The sequence below is a fragment of the Endozoicomonas sp. G2_2 genome (assembly GCF_017744135.1).
Classification (GTDB): domain Bacteria; phylum Pseudomonadota; class Gammaproteobacteria; order Nevskiales; family Salinisphaeraceae; genus Salinisphaera.
Window position 1 is genome coordinate 155,595 of sequence record NZ_JAGHQU010000007.1, and the last position, 25,437, is coordinate 181,031.

Consider the following 25,437-nt stretch of genomic DNA (forward strand, 5'->3'; position numbering starts at 1 on the left):
ATCGCGCTATGAACGACAACAACACCCGAACGATGCGGTCGCACAACCGGATGCGCGGTGGCGTGCTGGCGCTGCTTGCCGGCGTGGGTATGCTGCTGGCCGGCTGCGGTTTTCACCTGCAGGGCGCGTCGCCGCTGCCGGACGGCATCGAATCCATGTACGTCAGCTACAACGACGACTATCGGGTGGGCGACCCGCCGCTGGTCGAAACCCTGCGTCAGCGCCTGCGCGAGCGCGGCGTGCTTGGCGAGGTGGATGCGCCGGCGCGGCTGGATATCGAAGAAATCGACAACCGGCAGCGCATCGTGTCGGTGAGCCCGGTGGACGGTCGGGTCGCGGAGTACGAACTCACCACTGAAGTCTCGTTCGATTACGACGTGAAGGGCGCCAGCCAGCTCCAGAACGAGACGCTCAAGATCAGTCGCAATTACAGTTTCGACAATACCGAGCGACTCGGCGCCGAGCAGGAGCAGAGCGAACTGCTCACCAGCATGCACGAGGAACTCGCGCATCTGATTCTTCTGCGGGTGGCGACCGCCAACGACCGGCTCGAGCGTTAGAATCGTCGCCGTCATTTTCCGACCGTACGTTCTGTCATGGCCGATCGCGCCGCACTGACGTCCAGCCCCATATCTCCAGCCCAGGCGGCCGAGTTCATACGCGGTCGTCGTACCGTCGATCAGTTCACTGCCGAGGTGCCGGACGAGGCGATCATCCGCGACGCCATCGAGGTCGCGCGCTGGGCGCCGAATCATCATCTGACCCAGCCCTGGCGTTTCTACCTGATCGGGCCCGAATCCCGCGCCGCGATCGTCGATCTGAACACGCGTCTCGTTGCCGCCCGCAAGGGCGACGAGGTAGCCGCAGCCAAACGCGAACGCTGGCAGCAGATGCCCGGATGGCTCGCGGTGACCTGCGAGCACAATGACGATCCGGTCGTCGCGCGCGAAGACTATGCTGCCTGTGCCTGCGCACTGCAGAACCTCGCCTTGTACCTGCACAGCGCTGGCCTGGGCAGCAAATGGATCAGCGGGGAAGTGACACGCTCGCCCGATCTGCTGCCCATGCTCGGTATCGATGCAGCGCGCGAATACTGCGTGGGTCTGCTATGGTACGGCTATCCAAGGCGCAGGCCTCGCAGCCAGCGCAGTGATCTGGACAGCATCGTGAGCCGCTGTCCGTAGCGCATCACTCGCGACCCCGAATTCGGGCGTTGCAAATACCGTGTACGCCCTATAGAATTGCGCGCTTTCGCAGCCGCCCGGCTGCCTAATCGCGTTGGTCCAGGAACAGTGCAATGAAGACGTTTTCTGCGAAGAAAGACGAAGTCCCCGGTGACTGGTATGTCGTCGATGCCGACGGCAAGACCCTCGGCCGTCTGGCTTCGGAAGTCGCCACGCGCCTGCGTGGCAAGCACAAGCCGGAATACACCCCGCATATGGATGTCGGCGATCACATCGTGGTCGTGAACGCCTCCAAGATTCGGGTCACCGGCAAGAAGCCGCAGCAGAAGATCTACTATCGCTTTACCGGGTACGTCGGCAACATGAAGTCGATCACCCTCGAGGATCAGCTCGCGGCACATCCGGAGCGCGTCATCGAGCACGCGGTGAAGGGCATGCTGCCGAAGAACCCGCTGGGCCGTCAGATGGCCCGCAAGCTGCGCGTCTATCCGGGCGCCGAGCATCCGCATACCGCACAGCAGCCGCAGACGCTGGAGATTTAGTCAATGGCAACCGAACAAGCCTACGGTACCGGCCGTCGCAAGACCGCGACCGCCCGTGTCTTCATCAAGCCGGGTAGCGGCCAGATCACCGTCAACAAGAAGACGCTGGACCAATACTTCGGTCGTCCGACCTCGCGCATGATCGTGCGTCAGGCGCTGGAAGCCACGGAAGCGACCGATCGTTTCGATATCAACGTCACGGTCGCCGGCGGCGGCCCGAACGGCCAGGCCGGCGCCATTCGTCACGGACTGGCGCGTGCGCTGGTGCAGTACGACGAAATGATGCGCGCACCGCTGCGTGCCGCGGGCTACATGACCCGCGACGCCCGCAAGGTCGAGCGCAAGAAGATCGGCCTGCACAAGGCACGCAAGTCGCCGCAGTACTCCAAGCGCTAACGCTTGCAACTGTACGATTGAAGGGCCGAGTAGTCCCGGCCCGACCCAAGTCGCTGTTGGGGAATCGTCTAACGGTAGGACTACGGACTCTGACTCCGTCAATCCAGGTTCGAATCCTGGTTCCCCAGCCATAGACACAAAAAACCCGCCACAAGGCGGGTTTTTTGTGTCTATCACTTGGGGTTCTAGATGAGAACCAACCGTTCGACGAGCGAGCAACGCTCGCGAGGACAGTTTGGCGTAGCCAAACTGGGCCCGGAGGGCCGAGCGGCGAAGCCGCGAGCAATCCTGGTCTTTCCGACCCCGGTGAAGCGATCCAAGCAAGGCGGGTTTTTTGTGTCTATCATTGGGGTTCCAGATGAGAACCAACCGTTCGACGAGCGAGCAAAGCTCGCGAGAACGGTATCGCAAAGCGATACCGGCCCCGAAGGGGTGAGCGGCGACGCCGCGAATAATCCTGGTTCTTCCGAACCACGTAGTGCGACCGAAGCCCGCCAAAAGGCGGGTTTTTCGTGTCTATAACTCGGGGTTCCGATCGAGAGCCTGCCGGTTACACGAGCGCGCAACGCGCGAGGTACGCCGGCGCGCAGCGACGCAGCCGCGAATAAACCGAATTTCCGGTGACCGCCGCAACAGCCCGCCTGAGATCGCGCCCTATGTCGATCAATCGGATTGTCGGTGATGATTCGTCGACTCGACTATTACGCGCCGCGCACCGACCCGAATGCCGGAAGTGCCACGATCGGCGGATCTATTCGATTGGCTGGACGCGCCAAGTCAAAAGGTATGGCGCGTCGAACACACGGCGTGCGTCTCCCAACTCGCAGCATGTGGTTTGGCGCATTCTCTTGCAGCAAGTAGGCGTGAGCGGAAAGCCCGCCTACACATGTCGTACCTTCGTGCAGATCGGGTGCGCCGCGCGGCGAGGGCCGGGATAGATACCGAGAGCGGGTTTCAGTGATCGGCGTCGCGACGCCAGCGGTCCGGCTTCAAGCGTTCGCCTCGCATGCGGCGATAGGTGATGTCCACCTGGTGGCGCTGTTCTCGACGTCTTTTCGCCCAGACCAGTGCACCGCAGCCGAGCGCGGCAAGGAGGAGGGCTATGGATATCGTCATGACCACCATCGAACCACGCGAGTGCCGCGGATTTTCGAAACACTAGAGTAGCGAACGATAATCAGGAATTCCAGAATTTTCGAAACACTGTGTCATCAAGCGAAATGCTTGTATCGCGAAGGGTTTGCCGGCGTATGGCATGTGCGCGGAGCGCGCCCTGCCGTGCCGCGCTCGCCTTGCATTTCATTCGGCGGTGGCATGTTTGTTGCGGCTATTTACGCATCAGTTGTGCGGAGGTGTGCTGATCATGCGTGTGCTGCTCGTGGATCGTCATTCGGACCGGCTATCTGCACTGCGTGCGGTGATCTCCGAGGCAGGTTTTGATGTCGTGGCCGTGGTCAGCGAGGACGCCGATCTCTACGCGGCGGTCGATCGGCTGGCGCCGGATGCCGTGATCGTCGGCGCGGATTCCCCGTCACGCGACGTGCTCGAGGATGTGGCGACGCTCGGCGAACACTATCCGAAACCATTGCTGATGCTGGCGTCGCGTGACGACCGGCATCTCATGGCGCGCGCTTCGGAAGCCGGCATCAGCGCTTACGTGATGGAAGGGCTGTCGCCGGCGCTGGTGCGTTCACTCGTCGATGTGGCGATGCGGCAGTGGCAGCAGATGGAATCGCTCAAGCGGGAACTCGCCGAGACCCGGGAAACGCTGGCCGATCGACAGGCCATCAACCGGGCCAAATGTCTGCTTATGGAACGCAGTGCCTTGAGCGAGAAGCAGGCCTACACCCGCCTGCGCAAGACCGCGATGGATCACGGTCTGCCGTTGCCGGAAATCGCGCGGCAGCTGATGGTGCGCGCAGCCGCCGACTAAAAGAATGCCGGCGCGCACGAATAGGGTGCGACGCGCACTTTGCGAATGCACCGGTGCGGCTCGCGAGACCCACACCGCAGGGGTTTGAAGAACGCCCGTGCGGCGTCAATCCCTTGCGCCCGAACGGCCGCGCTGGCGACAGCGTGGGGTTGGCACGGTTCTCGCTACGGATCATCTGCGCGTCTGTTCTCGCCGCTATGGGTCGATCTCGATCAAGCGATGCGGGCGGCGACCGCCACAATCTGATTGGGACAACGAAGTCCGGCTACGCATGCGTCGATTCGATACGCGTGCGGCCGGGCTTTTTTTATGCGCGCAACAACAGCGCGGGCTGGCTGCAAGGAACACGCACGATGACGACATGGCATGAGGCAAACTTCGGACGCGGTGGGCGTAGCGCCAATGCCGGCCTGGAACGTACCCGGCTCACGCTTGGCTTCATTGCGCTTAACGACTGCGCGCCGCTGGTGATGGCTCGCGAGGCGGGTTTCTTCGCAGCCGAAGGCCTCGACGTGACGCTGTCGCGGGAGGCCTCGTGGGCGGCGATCCGCGACAAGGTGGCGCTGGGCCTGCTTGATGGCGCCCAAATGCTCGCCGGTATGCCGATCGCCTCGACTCTTGGGGTCGGCGCGCCGCCACACGAGATGGTGACAGCGCTTTCGCTGGGCCTGAACGGCAATGCGATCACGCTCTCGAGCGCGCTGTACGAGCGTATGCAGGCGGCCGATCCGCTGGCGATGTCGGCACGGCCCTGTAGTGCCGCCGCGTTGCGCCGTGTGATCGAAGCCGACCGTGGAGCCGGGCTCGCGCCGCTGACTTTTGGCATGGTGCATCCGGCCTCGGCCCACAACTATCAGCTGCGCTATTGGCTGGCCGCCGCGGGCATCGATCCCGATCGCGACGTGCGCCTGATCGTGGTGCCGCCGGCCCGCATGGTCGCCAATCTGCAGGCCGGGCGCCTGGCCGGTTACTGCGTCGGCGAGCCGTGGAATCAGATGGCGGTGCGTGCCGGGCTCGGCCATGCCGTGATCACCGGCTACGAGATCTGGAATAACGCGCCGGAAAAGGTGCTGGGCGTGACCCGCGAATGGGCCGAGGCCTATCCGCGCACCCATCGCGCCTTGATTCGCGCGCTCGTGCGTACCGCGGCCTGGCTCGACGGCCACGACAACCGCGAGGCAGCCGCGGAAGCGATTGCCGCGCCCGAGTATGTGGATGCGCCGGTCGAAGTGATCCGGCGTACGTTTACCGGCCGGTTCTGCTACCGGCCCGGCGCCGCGCCCAGGCCGGCGCCGTATTTCAACGTGTTCCATCGTCATGCCGCGACCTTTCCCTGGCGCTCGCATGCGATGTGGTTCATCGCCGAAATGCTGCGCTGGGGCCAGCTCGGCGAGGCGATCGATGTGGCTGCCACCGCCGCCGGCGTCTATCGCCCGGATATCTATCGCGAAGCCGTCGCGCCGCTCGGCATCGCCTGTCCCGATCGTGATCACAAGACCGAGGGCGCGCACGCCGGGCCATGGTCGATTACGGCCCGCGAAGGCGGCGTGATCGAGATGGCGTCGGATCGCTTTCTCGACGGCCGTGTCTTTGATCCCGCGGACCTGCCAGGGCATCTGGCCGATGCCGCACCGCGCATGCCGCCCGCGCTGCTCGAGCGCTTTGCTGCCCTCAATTCCACGCTGGAGGCGCCCGTGGCGGGCGCCCGCGCGGCGGCCGCTTACGGCTAGGCCTCGCGCTCGACCGTCCATTCTTCTTTAAGCAGGAGCACCCACCCCATGGAACTTGCCAACAAGGCCACCCGCATCCGCCTGTTCGACTTCAAGTCGGTACAGATGCGCGCCTTCCATATGAGCTGGCTGGCTTTTCATCTGTGTTTCTTTGGCTGGTTCGGCATCGCGCCGCTGATGGCCGTGGTGCGCGAGGACCTGAACCTCGACAAGTCGATGGTCGGCTCGACCATCATCGCCTCGGTGGCGATCACGGTGCTGGTGCGCCTGCTCATCGGCCCGCTGTGCGACAAGTTCGGCCCGAGAAAGACTTATTCGACGCTGCTGATTCTCGGCTCGATGCCGGTGATGTGCATCGGCTTTGCCGACAGCTTCGAAAGCTTTCTGATCGCGCGCCTTTGCATCGGCGCCATCGGTGCATCCTTCGTGATCACCCAGTACCACACGGCCGTGATGTTCGCGCCCAATATCGTGGGCACCGCGAATGCCACCACTGCCGGCTGGGGCAATCTCGGCGGCGGTACCACCCAGATCGTCATGCCGCTGGTTTTTGCAGCGATCGTGTCGCTGGGCGTGAGCGAGGCGGTGGGCTGGCGCCTGGCCATGGTCGTGCCCGGCATCATGCTGTTCCTGCTCGGCCTGGCCTACCTGAAGTTCACCCAGGATGCGCCGGACGGCAATTATTCGGATCTGCGCGCCGCCGGCAAGATCCCGCCGGCGGACCGTGAGAACGGCGGCATGGCCAGCTTCAAGAAGGCGGCCTCCGACTATCGCGTCTGGGCGTTGTTCGTGGTCTATGCCGGCTGTTTCGGCGTCGAGCTGACGATCAACAACGTTGCCGCGATCTACTTCTTCGACAACTTCGACGTCAATCTGGAAACCGCCGGCCTCATCGCCGGCCTGTTCGGGCTGATGAACATCTTCGCCCGCACCATGGGCGGCTTCTTCTCCGATCTGTCGGCCCGTTATATGGGCCTGACCGGGCGCGTGCGCTTCCTGTTTCTCGCCATGTTCATCGAGGGCATCGCGCTGGTGGCCTTTTCGCAGATGGAAGTGCTGGCCACCGCGATCGCCACCATGATCGTGTTCAGTCTGTTCGTGCAGATGTCCGAGGGCGCGACCTTCGGCATCGTGCCGTTCATGAACAAGAAGGCGCTGGGCGGGGTGAACGGCATCGTCGGCGCGGGCGGCAACGCGGGCGCGGTGCTCGCCGGCTTCCTGTTCAAGAGCGAATCGCTGTCCTACGGCCAGGGGCTGATGTTTCTCGGCTGTGCGGTGATGGTCTGCTCGTTCTTTGCCTTCTTCGTGCGCTTCTCGCCGGAGGTGCTGGCCGAGGAAAAAGCCGCTTTCGATTCCGCCTCTTCCGGCGACGACCCGATCAAGGCGCGCGGCGGCAACGAGCCGGAGCCAGCCTAGCCGGGGCACCGAGATGAGCCAAACCACGCAACCCAAACTCGATCTGGTCGTGATCGGCAACGGCATGGCCGGGCTGCGCACGCTCGAGGAAGTGCTGGAGGCCGCACCGGAACGCTACAACGTGACGGTGTTCGGCGCCGAGCCGCATGTCAGCTACAACCGCATCATGCTTTCGCCGGTGCTCGCGGGCGACAAGGCGTTCGAGGAGATCGAAACCCACGGCCGCGACTGGTACGAAGACAACGGGATAACGCTCTACACCGGCGAGGCCGTGGTCGATATCGACCGGCGCCGTCGGATGGTCATCTCGGATACCGGCCGCGAGATCGGCTACGACCGCCTGTTGCTCGCAACCGGCTCCACGCCGTTCATCCTGCCCGTGCCGGGCCACACGCTCGACGGCGTGATCAGCTTTCGCGATATCGGCGACGTGCATCGCATGGTCGAAGCCAGCGAAAAGGGCGGCAAGGCTGTAGTGATCGGCGGCGGGCTGCTGGGCCTCGAAGCCGCCTACGGGCTGCACAAGCGCGGCATGGACGTGACCATCGTCCACCTCATGGACACGCTCATGGAGCGCCAGCTCGACCCCACCGCGGCCGATCTGCTTCAGTATTCGCTCACCCAGCGCGGTCTGTCGTTTCGCATGGGCGCGAAGACCGCGGCCATCCTCGGCGACGAAGCCGGCCGTGTGACCGGCCTGCGCTTCGACGATGCCGACGACTCCGAGATCGATGCCGATATCGTGGTCATGGCCGTGGGCATCCGCCCGAATGTCGAACTGGCGAAGACCGCCGGTCTGCACTGCGAGAAGGGCATCGTGGTCAACGACACGATGCAGACCTACGATCCGCGTATCTATGCGGTCGGCGAATGCGTCGAGCATCGCCATTCGGTCTATGGGCTGGTCGCGCCGCTTTGGGATCAGGCCAGCGTCTGTGCCAATCATCTGGCCTATCGCGGCCATACCCAGTACGAAGGCTCGGTGACCGCCACCCAGCTCAAGGTTACTGGCATCGATGTCTATTCCGCCGGCGATTTTTCCGACGCCGAGGGCACCGAAACGCTGACGTTTTCCGATGTGCGCCGTGGTGTCTACAAGCGCATCGTGCTGCGCGACGATCGCATTGTCGGCGTCGTGCTCTATGGCGATACCCGCGACGGCGGCTGGTATTTCAAGCTTATGCGCGAGGGCGCGGACGTCTCGGCTTTTCGGGATCTGCTGCTGTTCGGTCAGGCCTATCTCCCCGACGCAAAACCCGTGGACGCGGAGGCTGCCTGATGAACGCGGTGACCACACGCACCACCTGTCCCTACTGCGGCGTGGGCTGCGGCGTGAATGCCGTGGTCGATAACGATGCGGTCAGCGTGGCCGGCGATACCGCGCATCCCTCGAATCTCGGCAGCCTGTGCTCGAAAGGCACGGCACTGGCGGACACCGTAGGGCTGCAAGGCCGATTGCTGCATCCGGTGGTCGACGGCCGGCGGGCGAGCTGGGGCGACGCGCTGGACGAAGTCGCCGCCCGCTTCGGTGCGATCATCGCCGAACACGGCCCGGACGCTGTGGCCTTCTATGTCTCCGGCCAGCTGCTCACCGAGGACTACTACGTCGCCAACAAGCTGATGAAGGGCTATATCGGCTCGGCGAATATCGATACCAACTCGCGGCTGTGCATGTCCTCGGCAGTGGCCGGCCACAAGCGCGGCTTCGGCGAGGACGTGGTGCCCGGCTGCTACGAGGATCTCGAAGTAGCCGACCTCGTCGTGCTGGTTGGTTCCAACACGGCCTGGTGCCATCCGGTGGTCTATCAGCGCATCGTCGCCGCCCAAGAAAACAATCCGAACAAGAAACGGGTAGTGATCGATCCGCGTCGTACCGCCACTGCCGAAGGGGCGGACCTGCATTTGCCCATAGCGCCCGGCACAGACGTGCATCTGTTCAACGGCCTGCTGGCCTTCCTCGCCGAAAACGGCTTCGATAGCGATCTGCCGGGTGCGCGGGACGCCGTGGCCGAAGCGCGGCAGATGGGCGATCTCGAAGACGTCGCCGAAGCCTGCGGCGTGGACGCCGATACCCTCAAGGCCTTCTTCGAGCTGTTCGCGCAGACCGAACGCACGGTCACGGTCTTCTCCCAGGGCGTGAACCAGTCCTCGGCGGGCACCGCCAAGGTCAACGCCATTCTCAACTGCCATCTGCTCACCGAGCGCATCGGCAAGCCGGGCGCCTGCCCGTTCTCGATCACCGGCCAGCCGAATGCCATGGGCGGCCGCGAGGTCGGCGGCCTGTCGAGCACGCTGGCCGCGCATATGGGCTTCGACGCGGCCGAGCGCGTACAGCGGTTCTGGGATTCGCCGGCGATCGCCGACAAGCCGGGCCTGAAGGCGGTGGAACTGTTCGAGGCGATCGAGGCCGGGCAGGTGAAAGCGGTCTGGATCATGGCCACCAATCCGCTGGTCAGCCTGCCGGACGCGGACCGCGCCAAACGGGCGCTGGAGGCCTGCGAGTTCGTAGCGGTCTCGGACTGCATGCGCCATACCGATACCGTCGACCGGGCCCACGTATTGCTGCCGGCCGCGGCCTGGGCGGAAAAGAGCGGCACGGTCACCAACTCCGAACGCATCATCTCGCGCCAGCGCGACTTTCTGCCCATGCCGGGCGAGGCGAAGCCGGACTGGTGGATCGTCTGCGAAGTCGCGCGCCGGATGGGTTTCGGCACGGGTTTCGATTTCGACAGCGCGGCCGCGATCTTTCGCGAGCATGCCGCGCTCACCGTGTTCGAAAACAACGGCGAGCGCGTACTCAATCTCGAAGGGCTCGCGGATCTGTCGGATGCCGAATACGACACGCTCGAGCCGCTGCGTTGGCCGGTCTACAGCACCGAAGCGCTGCGCGCCGCGGGCGCGATGCCGGCGCGCACCGACAGCCGGCGCCTGTTCGCCGACGGTATCTATCCGACCGCGGACGGCAAGGCGCATCTGATCGCGGTCACGCCCCGCGGGCCGGCCAATGCCCTCAGCGATCAATGGCCGCTGGCGCTGAATACGGGCCGCGTGCGCGATCACTGGCACACGATGACGCGCACGGCCAAATCCGCGCGTTTGTCCGCGCATATTCCGGAGCCGTTCGTGGAAATTCATCCGCGTGATGCCGAACGCTTCGGCGTGATCGATGGGGCGATCGCTACCGTTTCGACCGCGCTGGGCAAAGCGCATGTGCGAACGATCGTCAGCGATGGCCAGCGTGAAGGCACGCTGTTCGTGCCCATGCACTGGAACGACCAGTTCGCTGCAAAGGCCCGTGTGGGTGCGCTCGCCAACCCGGCGGTCTGCCCGATCTCCGGCGAGCCCGAGTTCAAGCACACGCCTGCCGCGATCGCACCGTTCGAGGCGGCCTGGCACGGCTTCATCCTCGCCAGCCGGCCGTTGCGGCTCAACGGTGAGGCGGGCATCGACTACTGGGTGAAGGTGCCGGGCGAGCGTTTCTACCGCTACGAGATCGCCGGTCTGCACACGCCTGACGATTGGGCCGCGACCGCGCGCGGCTGGATCGGCGTGGGTGCACGCAGCGCCGACTGGGTAGAGGCCCACGACGAGGCGGCCGGGCGCTACCGGGCCGCTCATTTCGACGCCGGCCATATCGAGGCCTGCGTGTTCATCGCGCCAGAGCCGGCCGCACTTCCGGATCGCAGCTGGCTGGCCAGCCTGTTTACCGGCGAAGCGGTGGACGAGAGCGAACGCGCCGGTCTGCTTGCCGGCCGCCCGGCCGAGGCCAGCAAGGATGTCGGCCCGCAGATCTGCTCCTGTTTTGGCGTGGGTCGCAACACGATCCAGCGCGCGATCACCGAAGACGGCTTGGACAGCGTGGCCGCCGTAGGCGAAGCGCTGGATGCCGGTACCAACTGCGGTTCCTGCAAGCCCGAGATCGCCGCGCTCATCGACGCGCACGCCGGCGAATGATTCATCCCGATTTCATCGACAACGGTTCGACAACACGGATCGACACACCATGAGCACACAGGATTTCGACGAAAGCCAGGAACGCTATCTCAAGGGCGTGACGGCCGGTCTGCATATCGCCCGCGGCGTGCCCGGCATGACCGGGCTGACCACCGGCAAGCGGCTGCGCCCGGACGATTTTCATACCCAGGCCCGTATTCGCGCCCAGGCCATGGGCGGCGAGCTGACCGGCCAGGAAGAAGCGAAGGCCGATCTCAACCCCAACGACATGTGGAACGAGATGGTCCAGCTGGCAGACCTCGGCGAGTATCCGAAGGGCGGGGACGTGTTCCTGATGAAAGGCCGCGGCATGTTCTATGTCGCCCCCAATCAGGACAGCTACATGTGCCGGCTGCGCATGCCCGGCGGGATCTTTTCGTCACACCAGTTCCGCGCGGTGGCAGATCTGGCCGACACCTATGGCGGCAGCTATACCCACGTCACCACCCGCGCCAACCTGCAGATTCGCGAGATCGGCCCGAAGGATCCGGTCAACGTGCTCATGGGCCTGCAGGATGTCGGCATCATCAATCAGGGCAGCGGCGGCGACAACATCCGCAACATCACCGGCAGCCCGCTCGCAGGGATCGACCCGGATGAGTTGATCGACGTCACCCCGTACTGCCGGCAGATGCACCACCACATTCTCAATCACCGCGAGCTCTACGGTCTGCCGCGCAAGTTCAATATCGCGTTTGATGGCGGGGGGCGGATCAGCGCGCTGGAAGGCACCAACGATATCGGCTTCTCCGCCGTGCTGCCGAAGGCCGACGGGCCGCTGCCACGCCGGCCGTATTTCCGTATGGGGCTGGGCGGCATTACCGGCCACAAGGACTTTGCCCGCGATACCGGCGTCATGCTCAAGCCCGAGGAATGCGTGGCCGTCGCCCATGCCGTGCTGCATGTCTTTCTTGCCAACGGCGACCGCACCAGCCGTGACAAGGCACGCCTGAAATACGTGCTCGATCGCTGGGGCTTCGACAAGTTCATGCGCGAGGTACAGAAACAACTGCCGTTCACGCTGCGCCGCTATCCGCTGTCGCGCTGCGAGAAACGCGCACCGGTAGACAAGGCCGGCCATGTCGGTATTCACGACCAGGTCGAAGGCAAGCAGTATGTCGGCATCGTGTTGCCGGTTGGCCGGCTGACTATTCCGCAGATGCACGGCCTGGCCGATCTTGCCGATCGCTATGCCGACGCGAAGATGCGCACCACGGTCTGGCAGAACCTCGTGCTGGGGAACGTGAAGAAGTCGGACATGAAGACGCTCGTGGCCGGGATCGAGAAGCTCGGCCTGCACGTAAACGCCAGCCCCGCGCGTACCGGCATGGTGGCCTGTACCGGAAGCTTCGGCTGCAAGTTCGCCAATGCCGAGACCAAGGGCAATGCGCTCAAGCTCGTCGATCATATCGAGGACAAGCTCGAGCTCGACGAGCCGCTGAATATCCATATGACGGGCTGCCCGAACTCCTGTGCCCAGCACTATGTCGGCGATATCGGCCTGCTCGGTGCGCGCGTGGCCGACCCGGACGCCGAGGACCCGGACGAAGCCGATCAGGTGGACGGTTTCCATGTCTATATCGGCGGCGGGTACGAGGACGAGGAAGGCATCGCCCGTGAGCTCGCGACATCGATTCCGGCCGTCCATCTGAATGCCTATCTCGAGAACCTGCTCGGCCTGTATCTGGACGAGCGCCACCAAGGCGAGCGGTTTGTCGCCTATGCCCGGCGCCAGGATATCGACGAGTTCAAACAGCGGATTGCCGAACGCTTGGAAAAGGCCGCGGCGGTCCAGCGTGAATCCGAGGAAAAGGCGTACTCCGAAGCCGAGGCCAAAGCGGACACGCCGGAAAAAGCCAAGACCGCCCGCGACAAAGCCGCACAAGATGACTACGACCGGCAGCCCGCCCGGACCAAGAACACCGCCTGAGCCTGAATGGCTCAAGACACGCCCAACAGCCTTGCGCCGCGTCGCCCGAGCGCCGGCGTGCAGAACGAGGTAGCACATGCCCACACAAGTCGATCTGATTCCCGAGGACGCGCCGTTTCCGGCCGAGCAGCGCGAATGGCTCAACGGCCTGATCGCCGCGCTGGCCGGCTGGGAAGGCTCTCTCGGCGGCGCCGACCAGGGCGGCGGCGAGGCCAAGGAATCTTTTCCCTGGCACGACCCGGCCATGGAAATGGACGAGCGCATGGCACTGGCCGAGGACAAGCCGCACGAGCGTCAGCTGATGGCCGCGATGGCCCAGCTCGACTGTGGACAGTGCGGCTATCTGTGCAAGACCTATGCAGAGGCCATCGCCTTCGAAGGAGAGGATCTCAACCGCTGCGTGCCCGGCGCGAAGGAGACCGAGCGTAAGCTCAAGGAGCTGGTCGCCGAGCACGAGGCCGACAAGCCGGCCGACGACGCCGAAGCGGAACCGAAGCCCGAACCCAAGCCGAAGAAGAAAGGCCCGCTCGGCACGCGTGATAACCCCTACATGGCCAAGCTCAAGTCGAGCACACCGCTCAATGCCGAGGGCTCGACGAAGGATACGCGCCACGTGGTGATCGATCTCGGCGATTCGGGCATCGAATACGAGGCCGGGGATTCGATGGGCATCTTTCCCGAGAACGACCCGCGTACCGTCGATGCCATCCTCGCCGATATCGAGGCCTCCGGCGGCGAGAAGGTGAAGGCGCCGAGCGGCGAGAACAAGCTGCTGCGCCAGGTGCTGCTCAAGGAAGTGGATATCACCAAGCCCAGCGACGAAGTGATCGCGCTGCTGGCCGAATCCGCGGCGGATACCGAAGAGGCCGAAGACCTGCGCATGCTCTCCGAGCGTGGTGCCGAAGAAGGTCAGAGTCTGCTCGAGCTGCTGCGCGTTTACCCGAGCGCGCGGCCCGACGTGCAGAAGCTGGTGGACGAACTCGGTCCGCTGCAGCCACGGCTGTATTCCATCGCCTCATCCGCGCGCAAGCACCCGAACGAAATTCATACCACCGTGGCGGTGGTGAAAACCGCGGTCTACGGCCGCGGCTACAAGGGCGTGGCATCAACGTTCCTGGCCAAGCGCCTGTCGCGCAACGGTGAGGTGCCGGTCTATATCCAGCGTTCCGACGAGTTTCGCGTGAACGTCGATCCCGATCACCCGGCGATCATGATCGGCCCCGGTACCGGTATCGCGCCGTTCATCGCCTTTCTGCAGGAACGCGAGGCGCGCGGCGACGCCGGGCGCAACTGGCTTTTCTTCGGCAACCCGGAAAGTGCCAAGGACCATATCTATCGCGAGCAGCTCGAACAATGGCGCAACAACGGGCTGATCAGCCGCCTGACGCTGGCCTTCTCGCGCGACCAGCAAGACAAGGTCTATGTCCAGAACCGCATGCGCGAACAGGCGCGCGAATTCTGGGCCTGGCTGGAGGCGGGCGCGGTGATCTATATCTGTGGCGACGCCGAGCGCATGGCCAAGGACGTGGACGCCGCGCTGCACGACATCGCGGCCGAGCAGGGCGGCATGAGCGAAGCCGAAGCCCGGCGCTATGTGGAAACGCTAGCCTCCGAGCATCGCTATCTGCGCGACGTGTATTGAGCAGGGCTCAGCCTTCGATCTCGTATTCGACCGCCAGCCGCAGAGTGCGATTCGCGGCATCGTCGTCGAGACCGAACAGCAGCGCGAGCTGCCAGTTCAGGCGTGATTCCTCGCCGGTGGCCACGCTGCCGAACAGCGCCGGCCCGGCCCGATGACCGGGCGCGTAGTCGGGTGCATGCGGATAGGCTGAATCGTCTTCGTCTTCTTCATCGAGGAATTCGTGCTCGCCAAAGCCCTGCACGCCCAGGTCGAAAGGCCCTGAAGTGGGTGTCCAGCGCGCCTGCCAGCCGTAGCTCAGGCCGACATCGGGCTCGTGCACCATCGCGCGGTCCATGAAGACGTTTGCGTTGAACAGCCAGGCGCCGTGTTGCTTCTCGAACACCGGCCCGATCACCAGCTCGTCCTCGGCGTTATCGATCGTGCCGATCTCGTACGAGAGAAATATGCCGACGTCCGGCCATACGCCGTGGCCGTTGCCGGGCAAAGCGAACACGTTCTCGATCTGAATCTGGTGCAGATGCGTGGCCGAGCGCGGGCCGTTCACGAGTACTGGCGACACGCTGGCACGCCAGAAATCGGTCGGGCTGTACCCGATCTCGATACGGGTTTCATGCGTGGCGTTGGCGCCGTCGCTATTGCCGTTCAAATCGTAGTAGCGCGCCTCGATCTCGAATTCGCCCGTTTCGACCTGTGGCGAGTAGATTTCGTCGTCAGGGCCGACGTCGGCGATGCCCGAGCCCGCGGTCGCCAGGCAGGCAACAGCGCCCAGCAGCCGCGCCACATGGCGCGTCGTTGCGGTATTCACGATGTTTTTCTTGTGTGATTCTCCCCGTTGGCATAGTGCTTGTGGGGGCTGCGCGGGCGCAACGTGCCGGCGTTGACCGGAAATTGCCTCAGGCCTTGAATCGCGCGTCGTGCCAGACGGCGTTCATATCGCCCGGGAGTGCACGCAGGCGGCCGAGCCCAAGCCAGAATTGTTCCGGCGCATGGAAATCGGAACCCACCGAGCCGACGAGCCCGTGCTGCGCGGCGTCGCGCGCGGCGGTGACTTCCTTCTGCCGGTCGGTGGTGCCGGTACAGATTTCCAGACCGTCGCCGCCGGCGTCGGCAAAGGCCGCGATCGCGCGCTGGCGCCAGGCACCGGAAAAGCCGTAGCCGAACGGATGAGCGAGTACAGCAATGCCGCCGGCTGCATGCAGCCAGCCGATCGCGGATTCCAGTGCGGCCCATTCGATCGCGGCATGGGCATCGCGGCCCGGCCGCAGATGTTTCTTGAATGCCTGGTTGTTGTCACGGCAGATGCCGTCCTCGATCAGCAGGCGGGCGAAATGCGGTCGTGTGATCTGGCCGGCGCCGGCCATTGCCTGCGCACGGGGCAGTGCGTCGGTAACGCCGAGCTTCTCGATCTTGGCTGCGATGCGAGCCGCGCGATCGCGCCGCGCCTGTTGCAGCGTCGCCAGACCGTTGGCCAGCGATGGATTGCGGCTGTCGAACGCCAGGCCGACGACGTGCAGGGTTCGTCGCTGCCAGGTGACCGAAATCTCGACGCCGTTGATGAATGTCATGCCGTGAGTGTCGGCGGCGGTTCGGGCCTCGTCGAGGCCGTCGACGGTGTCGTGATCGGTGAGCGCGAAGGTCGTCACGCCGGCTTCGGCTGCGCGCGCGACGAGCGCGGTCGGCGTCAGGCGGCCGTCGGAGCAGGTGGAGTGGGCGTGGAGATCGATCACGCGTGTATGGTCGCATGTTCGGTGTGTGGATCCCGGTTGGGTTTGCAGGCCGTTGGTTTGCGGTTTCAGGCGCGGCGTCCAAATTGCAGCACGCATGCTGTTGCTGCCTGGGCTTGTTTCCATCGTTGTTGCTGGGGCGAGAAAGGGCTGACGTGCCAGTTCGTCTGGATTGCCGATTCGATAATGGTGGGTTCGGGCCGCACGTTCTCCGCACTCACGAGTTCGTCGCACCTTTTGTTTCGCACTGCAGTGCGACTCACTTTCTTTTGCTTGTCCAAAAGAAAGTAAGCAAAGGAAAAAGACACCCGGGTTACGCGCCGGCGCGAAGCGCGCCGGTGCACTGCGATGCTCGGTCCGAAGGGATGCGGCCCTAGTCAGTTAACTAGGCTCGCGTCGCTTTGGCGACGCTCAGACAACTGTCCGCACCGGCGCAGTGCGCCGGACACCCTTCGACCCTGCGCTTCTCGTCGCGCCACACGGGACCCGAATACAGGTGCGGCCTACCCGACCGTGGAGTTCAAACAGCTGCCAAGTCGAAGTTGCGGTGTTTGGCTGCGTTCCGGTCGGACTCGCCTCCGGCGTTGTCGGCGAAGATCGCTTCGCGATCTTGCTTGCGAAGCGTTAGCGAGCCGGTCTTTGTCTGTATTCGGTCCCCTTGGGCGTAGCGCCGAGCAGCGCGGGCCGCAAGCGGATCAAGACGGCCGGATGTTTGAGCGCAGCGAGTTTCCGGCCGACCCGCTTGCGGGCCGCGATGGGAGGGCATCGGCGCGGAGCGCCGACGCAAGACAGGGTGTCTTTTGTTTTGGTGACTTTTATTTGGACAAGCAAATAAAAGACACTCGCGCATCAGCGCGAAACCTCAAGTGAAAATTAACCCGCACCGTTGATTCAAACTGGGTTGATCCAAGGCCGCGACTCCATTGGTGCTGGGCAGCCCGGCCAACCTGCGGTTTCGCGTCGCGTGGCGAAACAGGATCATCAATCTGAATAGTCCTCTGCGTGATCGGCATGCAACACCCAGTCCGCCGCGCCAAACCGGTCGGCGGCGTTCAGAGCCTGATGCCAGTAGGGATAGACCAGATGCGGCCGGCTGACCTTTTCGATCGCCGCGTGCTCGTCGGCGCCGAGTTCGAGCTGGGCACTGGCGAGGTTGTCTTCCAGTTGGTGTGCCTTGCGAGCGCCGATCACGGCGGTGGTCACGCCCGGACGTTCGGTGATCCAGGCCAGCGCGACCTGCGCGGCAGACACGCCGTGCGCATCGCCGACTTCGATCAGCGTTTCGATCAGATCGAAAAGGCGCTTCTCGTCATGGATCGGCGGTTCCTGCCAGCCTTCGGCGAAGCGGGTGCCCTCGGGCGTGTCCTGGTCGCGGCGGTACTTGCCGGACAGCAGGCCGCCCGCCAGCGGGCTCCAGATCATCGTGCCCAGCCCGGCGTCGTGGGCCATGGGCATGAGCTCGTACTCTGCTTCGCGGGCCTGCGGCGTGTAATGAATCTGCTGGCTGATCGGTTTGGTGAAACCCTCGCGCTCACAGACGGCCATTACCTTCATCGCCTGCCAGGCTGAGAAATTGGAGATGCCGTAGTAGCGGATCTTGCCGTGACCGACGAGCGTGTCCATCGTCTGCAGCGTTTCTTCCAGCGGCGTGGTGCCGTCCCACATATGCAGCTGGTAGACATCGATATGCTCGGTGTCGAGCCGCCTGAGGCTGGCCTCGACCTGCTCGCGCATATGCAGGCGCGAAAGACCGCCCTCGTTGGGGCCGTCGCCCATCGGGAAACGCACCTTGGTGGTGAGAAGCACGTCGTTGCGTTTGGCGCCCAGCGCCTTGCCCAGAATCTCTTCCGAACGGCCCTGCGAATACATGTTGGCGGTATCGAAGAAGTTGACCCCGTGATCGATGCTCTTGTCGATGAGGTTGCGAGCGCCGTCGACGTCGGTATTGCCGAGTTTCGACATGAAGCCTTCGCCGCCAAAGGTCATGGTGCCCAGGGTGAGCTTGGAAACCTTCAGGCCGCTGTTGCCGAGGATTCGGTACTGCATAACTGCCTCATTGCGTAGCTGTATCTTGAAGCTTGGTATGTGGCCGAGGACTTTCAAACCTCGATTTGGATACGCGGCGCGCAGGCGGCTGTTGCGGTGCAGCAAAACAAACTAGAATAGCGCCTCGCCTGGATTCGAGGATCGCCTCGCATGACATCGTCAATCGCCGCCGGCCGCGATTTTCTCGGCCGACAGTTCGAGCGCAACAAGGCGCGACTCGGCCATGCGCGTCAGCATTTGTTCGACCGCGACGCCCTGGTGCAGGCCGGCCAGACGCCGTACGAGATGATCCATCGCGACGGGCCGGTCTCGCTGCGCTACTACCCGCCGCTAACGGACAGCGAGATCGAGCTGGCCGATGGCAGCGTGCTGCCGGTGGCGAAGACCGTGCAGCGCACACCGCTGGTGATCGTGCCGCCCCTGGCGGTCAACATGCTGGTCTACGACCTGTTTCCCGAACGCAGCCTCGTGCGCTATCTGCGTGCCCGCGGCTTCGAGCTTTATCTGGTGGACTGGGGTACGCCCACGCGTGCGCAGGACAGACTCGACCTGTCGAGCTATTTCGCCGATCTGCTGCCCGAGGCGCTTGAACGGGTGCGCGCCCACAGCGGCAAGCGCAAGCTCAGCCTGCACGGCTGGAGCTTCGGCGGGCTGTTCAGCCTCTGCCATGCCGCGATCGCGGGTGCGGACATCGCCAATCTCGTGCTTGTCGGCGCGCCGGTCGACTACCACGACAACGGCGTGCTCGGTGAGCGCTACAAGACGCTATCGCGCCACGCCGGTTGGGTGCGGCGTTATACCGGGCTGACCGCGCATCGGCTGCCGGCCGCGCTGCTGCGTTCGCCCGGTCGGTTGAACGCGCTGGTGTTCAAGCTCACGAGCCCGATGACGGCGGTGAAAAGCTATGCCAGCCTCGTCGCCAACCTGCATGACGAGCACTATGTCAGCAGCCACGCGACCAATGCCGCCTTTCTCGACGGCATGGTCGCCTATCCGGGTGGCGTGGTGCAGGACTTCATCGATTATCTGTGGATCGACAACGTGCTCGGCCAGGGCAAGCTGCCGATGAAGCGTGCCGACGCGGATTTGTCCGGCGTGGCCGCACCGATTCTGAATATCACCGGCCGGCACGACGTGATCGTGACCACCGCATGCAGCCAGGCGATGCTGCGTCATGTGTCCAGCCGCGACGTGACCTGCCGCACGCTCAAGGGCGGCCATGTCGGGATCGTGTCCAGCGAAACCGCGATGACCGAAACCTGGCGCGAGATCGCCGACTGGCTGATCGCTCGCGACTAAAGAGCGGCCGGCAGCCGCTCGGCAAGAAAATCCAGAAACAGCTGGATGCGCAGGGCGAGAGCGGTGTTGCGGTAGTAGACCGCATGAATCGCCTGACGGCGCGTCTGAATCCGATCCGCGAGTACCGGCTGCAGCCGTCCCTCGGCAACGAGGGAGCGGGTCGCGTAATCCGCCATGCTGGCGATGCCTTCGCCGGCCAGTGCCAGCGCTATGAGCGTGCTCGCGCTCGATGCCGCAATGGTTGGCTCGATGTGCAGATCCCGGCCTTGGTTATCGCGTACCGGCCAGGCGTTGAGGTGCGGCATCTGGTTGAAGCCGAGCAGCGCGTGGCCAGCGAGATCGGCCACCGTGGTCGGCGTGCCGCAGCGCGCGAGATAGGCCGGGCTGGCGACCAGTCGCAGGCGGGTATGCCCGAGCGGGCGGGCGTGCAGGGTCGAGTCCTCGAGTGCGCCGATCCGAATGGCCACATCGGTGCGCTGTTCGAGCAGGTCGATAAATCGATCGTGCGTATCCAGCGATAGCCGTATCTGCGGATAGCGTTCGCGAAATGCGCCGACATGCGGCGCGATCACCGCATGCATGAACGTCGGTGCGGCGTTGATCCGCAGCGTCCCTGCAGGCTGCTGGCGCCGTGTCGCCATGGCCTGCTCGGCGTCTTCGGCGGCGTCGAGCAGCGCGCGCGAGTGCGGCAGCAGGGCGAGGCCTTCGTCGGTGAGTTTCGTGCGTCGGGTGGTGCGTGCCAGCAGGGTGGTTTCGAGCTTGTGTTCCAGACGCGCGAGAGAGCGGCTGACGCCGGAAACGGTCTGGCCAAGCTGTTCGGCCGCGGCAGTGATCGAGCCGCTGTCGACCACGGCGGCGAAGACCTGATGTTCGGCGAGGGTCGTTTTCATTGTTGATAGAAAATCAATAATTATTTGCAGTTTATCCCGTTTCGCGCATGGGGCGCGCGCAGCAGACTGCGTGCCGATTCACACACGTTTTGCCTGTACGCCATGAATATTCTGCTACTCAACGGTCAACGCCCGTTCGCCCATTCCGCCGGCCGGTTGAACACCACGCTCCACGCGACGGCGGTCGAACAACTCCAGGCCCTCGGTCACGATTTGCGGGAGACGGCGATCGATGCGGGCTATGACGTCGACGCAGAAGTCGCGAACTTTCTCTGGTCTGACGCCATCGTCTATCAGATGCCCGGCTGGTGGATGGGCGCGCCGTGGATCGTCAAACGCTATCTGGACGAGGTTCTGACGGCCGGCCACGGCAGTCTCTACGCCAGCGATGGCCGCAGCCGCCGCGATCCGGATCGCCACTATGGCACCGGCGGTCTGCTTCATGGGCGCCGCTACATGCTCTCGCTCACATGGAACGCCCCGCAGGCGGCCTTCGACCGGCCGGATGAATTCTTCGAAGGCCGCGGCATCGACGGCGTGTATTTTCCCTTCCACAAGTCGCAGCAATTTCTCGGCCTCGAGGCCATGCCCACTTTTCTCGCCACGGACGTGATGAAGGCGCCGGCGGTCGACGCTCAGCGTGCCCGTTATCGTGCGCATCTGAGCCGCGTGTTCGGACAGGCCCGGGCCGGGGCCGCGCTGTCGGCCTAGGTCGGCTACTGCCGCGGCATGACGTGCGGCGTTCGGTAGTCGCTCGGTGTAGGCCCCGCTACACTCGGGTAAACGAAAACATGGCGTGTCGGATGCACGTCGAGGGGACAGGGCATGGTCGATAAAGCGGACAGTATTGTGGTCGGCGCGGGTCTTGCGGGGCTTGTCGCCGCCGCGGAACTGGCCGATGCCGGCAAGTCCGTGCTTATCGTCGAGCAGGAAGGCGAGAACTCGGTCGGCGGTCAGGCGTTCTGGTCGCTGGGCGGTCTGTTCATGATCGACACGCCCGAACAGCGGCGCATGCGTATCAAGGACAGCCCCGAGCTGGCGATGGCCGACTGGCTGGGTTCCGCCGGCTTCGACCGGCCCGAGGATTACTGGCCGCGCAAGGTCGCCGAGGCCTTCATCGAATTCTCTGCCGGCGAGATGCGGCCCTGGCTTTACGAACAGGGCATGCGCTGGTTCCCGGTCGTGGGCTGGGCCGAGCGTGGCGGCGCGCTGGCCAGTGGCCATGGCAATTCGGTGCCGCGTTTTCATCTCACCTGGGGCACGGGGCCGGGAACGGTCGAACCCTTCGAGCGGCGTGTGCGCGAACACATGGCGGCCGGTCGCATCACGCTGAAATGCCGGCACCAGGTGAGCCGGCTGATCATGACCGGCGGCGCGGCCACCGGGGTGGCCGGCGAGATTCTGGCGCCGAGTACGGTCGAGCGCGGCCAGCAGTCCAGCCGCGACGTGACCGGAGAATTCGAGTTCGCCGCGGGTGCTGTACTCGTCACCGCGGGCGGCATCGGCGGCAACCACGAACGGGTGCGCGCCAACTGGCCGGTGGAACGTCTCGGCCCGGCGCCGGCGCGGATGATTTCTGGCGTCCCGCATCACGTCGACGGGCGCATGCTCGACATCACGCACGATGCAGGTGCCGCGATCATCAACAACGATCGCATGTGGCACTACACCGAAGGCATCAAAAACTGGAATCCGATCTGGCCGATGCACGGCATCCGCATCATTCCGGGGCCGTCATCGCTCTGGTTCGATGCAAACGGTCGGCGGCTTCCCGCGCCGTGCCTGCCGGGCTTCGACACGTTGTCCACGCTGCGCGAGATTCTGGCGACCGGCCACGACTATTCCTGGTTCGTGCTTACCCAGAAGATCATCGAAAAGGAATTCGCGCTGTCCGGTTCCGAACAGAACCCGGACATGACCTCGCAGCAATGGCGTGAAGTGCTCAAGAGCCGTCTGTCCAAGGGCGCGCCGCCGCCGGTCGAGGCCTTCAAGGAAAACGGCGAGGATTTCATCGTCGCCGACGACATCGGCGAACTGGTGGCCGGCATGAATCGGCTCGCGGGCAACGAACGCATCGACCGCGCCGCGCTCGAAGCCGAAATCGTCGCCCGCGACCTGCAGATCGACAACGCCTATGCCAAGGATGCCCAGATCACGGCCATCCACGGGGCGCGCCGTTATATCGGCGACAAGCTGTTCCGCACGGCGTCCCCGCACCGGATTCTCGACCCGGCCAATGGCCCGCTGATCGCGGTGCGCCTGCATATCCTCACCCGCAAGACGCTGGGCGGCCTGCATACCAATCTCGACGGCCAGGTGCTGGACGCCGGGGGCGAGCCGATCGCCGGGCTGTATGCCGCAGGCGAAGTCGCCGGTTTCGGCGGTGGCGGCTATCACGGCTACAACGCGCTCGAAGGCACCTTTCTGGGCGGCTGCATCTTCTCGGGGCGCTGTGCCGGCCGGCATGCGGCGACGGTGGTCTAGGCTTCAGTCGAGTCGGCGCAGCGTGACCGGCGCAATACCGCTGCGGATCATGTCCAGCCGGACGGCGGCCGCACGAGACAGGTCGATCACACGCCCGCGCACATGCGGGCCGCGGTCGTTGACGCGCACGATCACCGAGCGGCCGTTGTCGTCGTTGGTCACCCTGACACGGGTGCCCATCGGCAGGCTTCGGTGTGCGGCGGTCAGGCGATTGGCATCGAAGCGTTCGCCGCTGGCCGTGCGACGGCCCTGGAACCTCGCGCCGTAGTAGGAGGCTTCGCCGCGCTGGTAGACCGCACCGTCGGTAGCGCGCAGGTTGGCACAGCCGGTCAGCAGACTGGCGCCGATCAGCATGCCGAGCAGCGCCAGCCGCAGCGCGCCGGCCGTGTGCGCGCGTTGTACCGGGGCCACTGTGCGTTCGGGCGAAGATTCGATCATGCGCGAAGGCTACCGGCAAAAGCGCTGGACGTGGGCGCCGATCGACATTTCGGCCGGGTTCTTGCTTATATGCGGATGGGCCGAGGGGGCCCGGGTTGCGGCGTCAGGCCCGCGGGAAAAGCGGCCGGCGCGAGGAGGTAAGGGTCGATGTATGCGATACAAGGTTCTGTTATTTGATCTGGACGGCACGCTGACCGATCCGCGTGTCGGTATTACCCGCTGTGTGCAGTACGCGCTGGCGCGCCAGGGGGTGCAGGTCGACGATCTGGCGCGGCTTGAATGCTTTATCGGGCCGCCGCTGAAGCAGTCGTTCATGGATTTCTACGGTTTCGACGAGGCCGGCGCCGCCCAGGCCGTGGACGACTACCGCGTGCGTTTCGGGCGCGACGGCATGTTCGAGAACGTGGTCTACGACGGCATGCGTGAACTGCTCGCCGAACTGCAGCGCAGCGGGCGCCAGCTGTTCGTGGCGACGTCCAAGCCGTGGTTCTACGCGCGCCAGATCGTCAGCCACTTCGGGCTCGATCCGTTCTTCTGCAGCGTCTACGGCAGCGAGCTGGACGGCACGCGAACCGAAAAGCACGCCTTGATCGCGCATATTTTGCGCGAGGAGAAGCTGGCCGCCAGCGATACCCTGATGATCGGCGATCGATCGTTCGACCTGGTGGGCGCCCGGCACAACGGCGTGGCCGGCGCGGCGGTGGGCTACGGTTACGGCAGCGAAGCGGAACTGCGGGCGGAGTCGCCGGATTATTTCTTTCCCACGCTTCAGGTGATGCACGAGACGCTGGTCGCCTGTCGGGCGTGAGGCCGACGATCAAAAGCCTGCCGTACGCCGGCGTATTGCGATACGCTTGGATCTTTGTGCCTGCAAGGAAAGCATCCCATGTCCGATGACGAATCCCGTACTCCGCTGTCCCAGCTCCTCGCGGCCATGGCCAAGGATGGCGACCTGTCGCGCGTCAGCGTACCGGCCGACTGGATGCAGGGGCGCGCGATCTACGGAGGCCTGTCGGTCGCGCTGTGCGTGCAGGCGGCTTACGACCATCTCGGCGACGATCTGCCGCCGCTGCGATCGGTGGAGTGCAGTTTCATCGGCCCGTCCGGCAGCGATATCGCCATCCGCCCGACGGTGCTGCGCCGAGGCAAGTCGACCGCGTTCGTCGCTGTCGATCTGCTCAGCGACACGGATATCGCCGCACGCGCGATCCTGTGTTTCGGCAAGGCCAGGGCGTCCAGGGTCGATCATGTCGATCTCGCCGCGCCGCAGGTCGCGGGGCCCGAGGCCTGCGAGGCCAGTTTCTTCGCCTCGGCGGGGCGCATGGCACCCAATTTCACCCAGCATTTCGACAGCCGCTTCGTCGACGGCTCGATGCCGGTCACGAACTCGGAATCGCCCGAGTACCTGGTATGGATTCGGCACAAGGACAGCCAGATCGATCCCGTCATCGTCGGCCTCGCCGCGCTGGCCGATGCGTTGCCTCCGGCTTCGATGGCGAGCTTCAGCGAGCCGGCGCCGGTCAGCACCATGACCTGGCACTTCGACGTGCTCAGCGATGCACCGCAGACCGAAGACGGCTGGTGGCTCAGCCAAAGCCGCGCCGAATACGCGCGCGACGGGTATTCATCGCAGGCGATGGCGGTATGGAACCGCGCCGGCCAGCCGATGGTGATCGGGCGCCAGAACGTCGCGATCTTTCACTGATCGCCCGGCGCCGCGCGGTGCGGCGGTCGGCAGAATAACGGATGGTCGCTCGCGCGCGGCGGAACTAGAGTCGAAATCACTCGAT

22 protein-coding genes and 1 tRNA gene are annotated in these 25,437 nt (G+C 64.6%); 17 read left to right on the forward strand and 6 right to left on the reverse strand.

Going from position 1 to position 25,437, the window contains the following annotated elements:
• The first annotated feature begins 8 nt into the window (after positions 1 to 8).
• From lptE to J7355_RS10455, 5 genes are all read left to right on the forward strand, one after another.
• On the forward strand, positions 9 to 560 hold the full coding sequence (gene lptE / locus J7355_RS10435) for an LPS assembly lipoprotein LptE (protein WP_209062366.1): 552 nt from the start codon (positions 9 to 11) through the stop codon (positions 558 to 560).
• A gap of 36 nt (positions 561 to 596) precedes the next feature.
• A complete protein-coding gene (locus J7355_RS10440) occupies positions 597 to 1,184 on the forward strand; it encodes a nitroreductase (protein WP_209062368.1) in 588 nt (195 codons plus the stop codon).
• A gap of 113 nt (positions 1,185 to 1,297) precedes the next feature.
• On the forward strand, positions 1,298 to 1,726 hold the full coding sequence (gene rplM / locus J7355_RS10445; protein WP_209062370.1) for a 50S ribosomal protein L13: 429 nt from the start codon (positions 1,298 to 1,300) through the stop codon (positions 1,724 to 1,726).
• A 3-nt stretch (positions 1,727 to 1,729) separates the two neighbouring features.
• Positions 1,730 to 2,122 (forward strand): 30S ribosomal protein S9, encoded by a 393-nt coding sequence (gene rpsI / locus J7355_RS10450; protein ID WP_209062399.1) that lies wholly within the window; start codon positions 1,730 to 1,732, stop codon positions 2,120 to 2,122.
• Positions 2,123 to 2,179: 57 nt separating this feature from the next.
• Positions 2,180 to 2,253, forward strand: a tRNA-Gln gene (locus J7355_RS10455).
• A gap of 823 nt (positions 2,254 to 3,076) precedes the next feature.
• On the opposite strand, the gene J7355_RS10460 is transcribed toward J7355_RS10455, so the two are convergent.
• Positions 3,077 to 3,238 carry a hypothetical protein gene (locus J7355_RS10460; RefSeq protein WP_209062402.1) on the reverse strand — a complete coding sequence of 54 codons (162 nt, stop codon included), beginning with the start codon at positions 3,236 to 3,238 and terminating at the stop codon, positions 3,077 to 3,079.
• A 247-nt stretch (positions 3,239 to 3,485) separates the two neighbouring features.
• Here J7355_RS10460 and J7355_RS10465 point away from each other — a divergent pair, with 247 nt between their 5' ends.
• The 7 genes from J7355_RS10465 (at position 3,486) to J7355_RS10495 (ending at position 14,766) form a co-directional block, all read left to right on the forward strand.
• The gene (locus J7355_RS10465; RefSeq protein WP_209062404.1) at positions 3,486 to 4,055 is read left to right on the forward strand and encodes an ANTAR domain-containing protein; all 570 of its coding nucleotides are present in this window, start codon (positions 3,486 to 3,488) and stop codon (positions 4,053 to 4,055) included.
• A gap of 353 nt (positions 4,056 to 4,408) precedes the next feature.
• Positions 4,409 to 5,785 (forward strand): CmpA/NrtA family ABC transporter substrate-binding protein, encoded by a 1,377-nt coding sequence (locus J7355_RS10470; protein ID WP_209062406.1) that lies wholly within the window; start codon positions 4,409 to 4,411, stop codon positions 5,783 to 5,785.
• A 48-nt stretch (positions 5,786 to 5,833) separates the two neighbouring features.
• Positions 5,834 to 7,201: an MFS transporter gene (locus tag J7355_RS10475; RefSeq protein WP_209062408.1), complete on the forward strand. Its 1,368-nt coding sequence runs from the start codon at positions 5,834 to 5,836 to the stop codon at positions 7,199 to 7,201.
• A gap of 13 nt (positions 7,202 to 7,214) precedes the next feature.
• The gene (locus J7355_RS10480) at positions 7,215 to 8,480 is read left to right on the forward strand and encodes an FAD-dependent oxidoreductase (RefSeq protein WP_209062411.1); all 1,266 of its coding nucleotides are present in this window, start codon (positions 7,215 to 7,217) and stop codon (positions 8,478 to 8,480) included.
• Complete coding sequence (locus tag J7355_RS10485; protein WP_209062413.1) at positions 8,480 to 11,155, forward strand: nitrate reductase; 2,676 nt, start codon at positions 8,480 to 8,482, stop codon at positions 11,153 to 11,155. The genes J7355_RS10480 and J7355_RS10485 overlap by 1 nt, the downstream gene beginning before the upstream one ends.
• 49 nt (positions 11,156 to 11,204) lie before the next feature.
• Positions 11,205 to 13,124 carry a NirA family protein gene (locus J7355_RS10490; protein WP_209062414.1) on the forward strand — a complete coding sequence of 640 codons (1,920 nt, stop codon included), beginning with the start codon at positions 11,205 to 11,207 and terminating at the stop codon, positions 13,122 to 13,124.
• A gap of 76 nt (positions 13,125 to 13,200) precedes the next feature.
• Positions 13,201 to 14,766, forward strand: a complete 1,566-nt coding sequence (locus J7355_RS10495) for a sulfite reductase subunit alpha (RefSeq protein WP_209062415.1) — start codon at positions 13,201 to 13,203, stop codon at positions 14,764 to 14,766.
• A 7-nt stretch (positions 14,767 to 14,773) separates the two neighbouring features.
• Here the strand turns inward: J7355_RS10495 and J7355_RS10500 are convergent, their stop codons facing one another.
• The 3 genes from J7355_RS10500 to J7355_RS10510 form a co-directional block, all read right to left on the reverse strand.
• A complete protein-coding gene (locus J7355_RS10500) occupies positions 14,774 to 15,571 on the reverse strand; it encodes a hypothetical protein (RefSeq protein ID WP_209062417.1) in 798 nt (265 codons plus the stop codon).
• 88 nt (positions 15,572 to 15,659) lie between these two features.
• Entirely contained in the window at positions 15,660 to 16,493 is an 834-nt protein-coding gene (locus J7355_RS10505) for a PHP domain-containing protein (RefSeq protein ID WP_209062418.1), read from the reverse strand.
• Between the two features lie 978 nt (positions 16,494 to 17,471).
• The gene (locus tag J7355_RS10510) at positions 17,472 to 18,536 is read right to left on the reverse strand and encodes an aldo/keto reductase (RefSeq protein ID WP_209062419.1); all 1,065 of its coding nucleotides are present in this window, start codon (positions 18,534 to 18,536) and stop codon (positions 17,472 to 17,474) included.
• 150 nt (positions 18,537 to 18,686) lie between these two features.
• Between J7355_RS10510 and J7355_RS10515 the strand changes: the two genes are divergently transcribed.
• Complete coding sequence (locus tag J7355_RS10515) at positions 18,687 to 19,835, forward strand: alpha/beta fold hydrolase (protein WP_209062421.1); 1,149 nt, start codon at positions 18,687 to 18,689, stop codon at positions 19,833 to 19,835.
• Here the strand turns inward: J7355_RS10515 and J7355_RS10520 are convergent.
• Positions 19,832 to 20,725, reverse strand: coding sequence for a LysR substrate-binding domain-containing protein (locus J7355_RS10520; protein WP_209062422.1), 894 nt, complete (start codon positions 20,723 to 20,725; stop codon positions 19,832 to 19,834). The two genes, J7355_RS10515 and J7355_RS10520, sit on opposite strands and share 4 nt — an antisense overlap.
• A gap of 102 nt (positions 20,726 to 20,827) precedes the next feature.
• Between J7355_RS10520 and J7355_RS10525 the strand changes: the two genes are divergently transcribed.
• Together J7355_RS10525 and J7355_RS10530 are read left to right on the forward strand one after the other, a co-directional pair.
• Positions 20,828 to 21,436, forward strand: coding sequence for an NAD(P)H-dependent oxidoreductase (locus J7355_RS10525; RefSeq protein WP_209062424.1), 609 nt, complete (start codon positions 20,828 to 20,830; stop codon positions 21,434 to 21,436).
• Positions 21,437 to 21,550: 114 nt separating this feature from the next.
• Positions 21,551 to 23,209, forward strand: a complete 1,659-nt coding sequence (locus J7355_RS10530) for an FAD-binding dehydrogenase (RefSeq protein WP_209062426.1) — start codon at positions 21,551 to 21,553, stop codon at positions 23,207 to 23,209.
• A 3-nt stretch (positions 23,210 to 23,212) separates the two neighbouring features.
• Here the strand turns inward: J7355_RS10530 and J7355_RS10535 are convergent, their stop codons facing one another.
• Positions 23,213 to 23,647 carry a septal ring lytic transglycosylase RlpA family protein gene (locus J7355_RS10535; protein WP_247739910.1) on the reverse strand — a complete coding sequence of 145 codons (435 nt, stop codon included), beginning with the start codon at positions 23,645 to 23,647 and terminating at the stop codon, positions 23,213 to 23,215.
• 151 nt (positions 23,648 to 23,798) lie between these two features.
• Here J7355_RS10535 and J7355_RS10540 point away from each other — a divergent pair, with 151 nt between their 5' ends.
• The gene (locus tag J7355_RS10540) at positions 23,799 to 24,455 is read left to right on the forward strand and encodes an HAD hydrolase-like protein (RefSeq protein ID WP_209062428.1); all 657 of its coding nucleotides are present in this window, start codon (positions 23,799 to 23,801) and stop codon (positions 24,453 to 24,455) included.
• A 78-nt stretch (positions 24,456 to 24,533) separates the two neighbouring features.
• A complete protein-coding gene (locus J7355_RS10545) occupies positions 24,534 to 25,352 on the forward strand; it encodes a thioesterase family protein (RefSeq protein ID WP_209062429.1) in 819 nt (272 codons plus the stop codon).
• Positions 25,353 to 25,437 lie beyond the last annotated feature (85 nt).